At 66.8% G+C, this 4,539-nt stretch carries 6 protein-coding genes; 3 read left to right on the top strand and 3 right to left on the bottom strand.

All coding sequences use genetic code 11. From position 1 onward, the window contains the following. A partial coding sequence (locus tag NBV68_RS18005; protein ID WP_296312584.1) for an AIR synthase-related protein occupies positions 1 to 772 on the top strand: 772 nt, incomplete at its 5' end. Next, a complete protein-coding gene (locus NBV68_RS18000; RefSeq protein WP_296312581.1) occupies positions 772 to 1,182 on the top strand; it encodes a DUF3052 family protein in 411 nt (136 codons plus the stop codon). The genes NBV68_RS18005 and NBV68_RS18000, both read left to right, overlap by 1 nt. Before the next feature lie 3 nt (positions 1,183 to 1,185). On the opposite strand, the gene NBV68_RS17995 is transcribed toward NBV68_RS18000, so the two are convergent. Next, positions 1,186 to 1,983 (bottom strand): Coq4 family protein, encoded by a 798-nt coding sequence (locus NBV68_RS17995; RefSeq protein ID WP_296312580.1) that lies wholly within the window; start codon positions 1,981 to 1,983, stop codon positions 1,186 to 1,188. Between the two features lie 107 nt (positions 1,984 to 2,090). Between NBV68_RS17995 and NBV68_RS17990 the strand changes: the two genes are divergently transcribed. Beyond that, the gene (locus NBV68_RS17990) at positions 2,091 to 2,777 is read left to right on the top strand and encodes a nitroreductase family protein (protein WP_296312577.1); all 687 of its coding nucleotides are present in this window, start codon (positions 2,091 to 2,093) and stop codon (positions 2,775 to 2,777) included. Positions 2,778 to 2,783: 6 nt separating this feature from the next. On the opposite strand, the gene NBV68_RS17985 is transcribed toward NBV68_RS17990, so the two are convergent. After that, positions 2,784 to 3,626 carry a Coq4 family protein gene (locus NBV68_RS17985; protein WP_296312574.1) on the bottom strand — a complete coding sequence of 281 codons (843 nt, stop codon included), beginning with the start codon at positions 3,624 to 3,626 and terminating at the stop codon, positions 2,784 to 2,786. 116 nt (positions 3,627 to 3,742) lie between these two features. Then, complete coding sequence (serB, locus tag NBV68_RS17980; protein WP_296312571.1) at positions 3,743 to 4,537, bottom strand: phosphoserine phosphatase SerB; 795 nt, start codon at positions 4,535 to 4,537, stop codon at positions 3,743 to 3,745. Positions 4,538 to 4,539 lie beyond the last annotated feature (2 nt).

The raw sequence follows: 4,539 nt of genomic DNA, 5'->3' as shown, positions 1-4,539 counted from the left end.
GACCAATTGCCTCAACTTCGCCAACCCGCAGCGCCCCGAGATCATGGCCCAGATCGTCCATGCGCTCGAAGGCATGGCCGACGCCTGCCGTGCGCTGGACTTCCCGATCGTCAGCGGAAACGTCAGCCTTTACAACGAGTCCAAGGCGACCGACGGCGGCTCGGCGATCCTGCCCACCCCGGCGATCGGCGGCGTCGGCATCATCACCGACCTCGCCAGGATGATGACGATGCACTTCAAGAATGAGGGCGATGCGATCTACCTCGTCGGCCCCGAGTTCTGGGCCAAGCCCGATCCGACCCGCTCGCACCTCGGCCAGTCGCTGTGGCTGCGGGTGGTCAAAGGCATGGAGGCCGGACGCACCCCGCCGACCGATCTCACGGTCGAGCGCAATGCGGGCGAAATCATCCATGAACTCATCGCCGACGGGCTGGTCAACGCGGTCCACGATCTCAGCGACGGCGGCCTCGCGGTCGCGCTCGCCGAGATGGCGCTGGCGGGCGGGATCGGCGCGGAAGCGGACCTTGCGGGCAATCCTGACTATACGCCTGCCCAGTGGTGGTTCGGCGAGGATCAGGGGCGCTATCTCGTCACCGTCCCCGATATCGCGGCATTGAACGAGGCCCTGTCGAAGGGAACCCGCAACGACGAGACCGCGCAGATCGGCTTCCAGCGGATCGGCACGGTCGGCGGCGACGCTGTGCTGGGCGTGCCCCTCGCGGAATTGCGCGCGGCCAACCAGCGCTTCTTCCAGGAGTGGATGGAGGACTGATGGCCTCCTCCGGCTACTCCGGCACGCCGCTGGCCAAGAAGCTCACCTTGCGGGACGGGATGCGGGTGTGGTTCGACGCCATGCCCGAGCATGTGATCGACGAGATCGACGAATATGCGCTCGAGCTGACCTTCGTTGCCGATCCCGCGCAGGGGATCGACGCCGCGCATGTCTTCGTCACCGAGAAGGCGGCGCTGGCAGAGCACCTCACCGCGCTGCGCCACCAGATTTCATCCGATGGTCAGATCTGGGTGAGTTGGCCCAAGCAGGCCTCCAAAGTCCCGACCGACATCACCGAGGACACGATCCGCGAACTATGCCTGCCGATGGGCCTCGTCGACACCAAGGTGTGCGCCATCGACGAGACTTGGTCGGGCCTCAAGCTGGTGATCCGCAAGGAATTGCGCTGAGGCTTAAGCGGCCTTGGCGGTCGCTCCGCCCAGCGTCAGATCCTCGCGCGCCACGCCCTCGCCCTGCAGGATCGCGAGGCACTGGCGATGAACGTCGGGCTTGCCGATACCGATCCGCGCGCGCGCGGCGGTGATGTCCTCGCGCATCAGCGCGGCGATGTCCTGATGCGCGATCTTGGCGGCGGCGCGGCCCAGCTTGCGGCCTTCCTTGATCGCGGCGAACAGCGGGGCCTTGGTGCCGCTCACCTTCTTGATCTGGCGCGCACCGGCATAGGCGATGAACAGGATGCCGGTGTTGTGGTTCTGCTCGAAGGTGAAGCCGAGCAGGCTCGCCTCCCCAAGCGCGTCGCGGCCATAGCCGGTGAGCACGTGGAACAAATCATGCGTGTCGCGCAGCCGGTCGAAATACCACTGGGTCTGGTCCTGCGGCAGGCTTTCGGGCGGGGCCCACTTGTGGCTCTCCGCCACCAGACCCGCCGCCGAAAGCCCCTCGCGCTTCATGAAGGCGATGTAATGCGCCGCCACCGTCTCGGGCCCGCAATCGGCCCAGCGGGCGTGATCGTCGAGCATGGCGGGGATGCTGACACCCTCCGCCATGAAGCGCTGACCTTCGGGCGAGGCGATGAAGGCATGGGCCTGGGCGTGGCTCTTCCTGCCCTTGGTCGCCTCGATGATGTGGAACACCTGCTCGGTGTCCTCCTTGTCCTCGACCAGCTTGCCGAAGTGGTGGAGCACCTTCAACGGACGAAAGCCCGAGGTCTTGCGGTCGGGGGCAACCAGGGGAAGATCGGTGAAGGTCATCGTGTAACGTCCTTGTCGCGATTCGCGAATTGCGGGCTTGAGGCACTACTTACATGAGTGTCAGTTAACAGTCCATGCCCATGACGATCGAGGTTGCATACAGTCCGATGAACGATCCCGACGCCCTGCCCTACGCGCTCGAACCGCTCAGCGATGCCGAGGCAATCGCCCGCGCCCGCGCGCTCGCGGCAAAGCTGCGCGCGCGGCGCACCTGCCGCTGGTTCTCGGACGCAGCCGTGCCGCGCGAAGTGATCGAAGCGGCCATCGATGCGGCCGGCAGCGCGCCTTCGGGCGCAAACCACCAGCCCTGGCACTTTGCGGTCGTGTCCTCGCCCAAGACCAAACGCGCCATCCGCGAGGCCGCCGAAGCCGAGGAGCGGCGCTTCTACGGTGCGGACGGGGAGAACGCCAAGGCGGGCGAGGAATGGCTCGCAGCATTAGGCCCGCTCGGCACCGATGCCGACAAGCCGTTCCTCGAGATCGCGCCGTGGCTGATCGTGGTCTTCGCCCAGAGGAAGGGCGGGATCGAAGAGGATGGGGAGACGCAAAACTACTACGTCAATGAAAGCGTCGGCATCGCCTGCGGCATGCTGATCGCGGCGCTGCACGAAGCAGGCGTGGCGACGCTCACCCACACGCCCTCGCCGATGGGGTTCCTGCGCCGCGTGTGCGGGCGGCCCGAGTGGGAAAAGCCGGTAATGATCATCGTCGCCGGCAGGCCCGCCGCCGATGCGACCGTGCCCGCCCATGCGCTGCGCAAGAAGCCGCTGACGCAGATCGCCAGCTGGCTGTAAGCGCGCTCAGGCCGCGAGCAACTCGGGCTCGGCAGTCTTGGTGCTGGCGAGCAGGTTATAGGGGTCGACCCCCTCGGCCTGCCAGATGCGGTGGCACTCGCGGTACTTGAACGGCTGCGGGATGCGCAGTTCGGAGCGCACGTCCTCGAGCGGGCGTTCAAGCAGCTGGCGGATCGGCTGCGCGATCAGCGGGGGCGCACCCTTGCCAATCCGGTGCGCCTCGCGCGCTGCGCCCATCACCGGGGCCTTGGTACCCTTGACCGTCTTCTTGATGTTGGCCGCGCCCGCATAGCCAATCAGCAGGTGCCCCTGGCTCGGCTGCTGGCCGTGCGTAAAGAGCAGCACCGAGGCTTCGCCCAGCGCGTCGCGGCCATAGCCGGTGAGCACGTGGAACATGTCATGCGTGTCGCGCGAGCGGTTGAGATACCATTCGACGAGGTCCGGAAAACGCGGCCGACCGCTGCGCTCCGCCTCGGCGACAAGGCCCGCCGCCGACAGCCCTTCGGCCTCCATGAAGTCGCAATAGGCGTGGGCGAGGCTGCCCTTGGGGGTGCGGCGCAGGGCGGCGTGATCGTCGAGGATTTCCGGCAGCCGCGGTTCGGTGCGGCGCAGTTCCTCGCCCTGTTCGGACAGTGCCAGACCTGCGATGCGCGGCATGAAGTCCTTGGACGGCAGCGATTCGAAGATCCTGAACACCGCCGCGGTGTCTTCCTTGTCCTTCATCAGCATCTGGAAGTTGCGGACCGCGCGCAAGGGGCGGTACTTCGCCTCGGGCCGCTCGGGGTGCAGCAGCACCGTGCCGTCGGCGGCGAACATCTGCATGTACTCTTCGCGGGTCTTGCTGGTCATTGCGGTGCCATCCTTCCGACGCGCAAGCTAGCGCATGCCTGCTTACATGAATGTTAATAGCCGATTAGGTTCGCGGATTGAAACCCTTTTCGCGATGAACCGTGCAATCCGTCCGATCAATACTCGCGCCAATCCGTCCGCGGCACGCCGAGCAGGGTGAGCACGGCAGTGAGATCCTGCGAATCCACCCGGCCATTGGCCGCCGCGCGGGCCTTCGGCTTGGCGCGATAGGCAAAGCCATAGGTCGCCGCCTCGATCATCGGAATGTCGTTCGCACCGTCTCCGGTGGCGAGGCTGTGCGCGCCCTCCCCCAGCCCGCCAAGCTCCTCGCGCAACACCGCCGCCTTGACCGCGCTGTCGGTGATCGGGCCGACGAGCCCGCCGGTGAGCTTGCCGCCTTCGACCGCAAGCCGGTTGCCGACCACGCGGTGGAAACCGAGCATCTCGGCGACCGGATCGGCGAAGTGATGGAAGCCGCCTGTCACCAGCACGGTGCGGGTGCCCATCGCAACGAGCGTCGCCACCAACGTCTTCGCGCCCGGCGCGGCGGTGATGCGTTCGGCAAGGCAGGTATGGATCGCGCCCTCGTCGAGCCCCGCCAGCAGGGCCACCCGCTCGCGCAGCGCGGCCTCGAAATCGAGCTCGCCCTGCATCGCGCGCTCGGTGATTTCGGCGATTTGCGGCTTGATGCCGGCATAGTCGGCCAGCTCGTCGATGCATTCCTGTCCGATCATGGTCGAATCCATGTCGGAGACGAACAGGGCCGGCACCACAATCGGCCCGCGCGCGACCAGCATGGCGGGGGTATCGAAGGCGGCGTCGATCGCCGCCAGCACCGCGCCCTCTTCGCTGCCGTCCATGTGAAGCTCGAGCACGCCGGCATCGCCCTCGGGCAGGGCTGCGGCGGTCACCT

Source organism: Erythrobacter sp. (assembly GCF_023653175.1).
In the GTDB taxonomy this organism is placed as follows: domain Bacteria; phylum Pseudomonadota; class Alphaproteobacteria; order Sphingomonadales; family Sphingomonadaceae; genus Erythrobacter.
The sequence above is the reverse complement of the archived record's forward strand: the minus strand, read 5'-3'. Positions and strand labels throughout refer to the sequence as shown.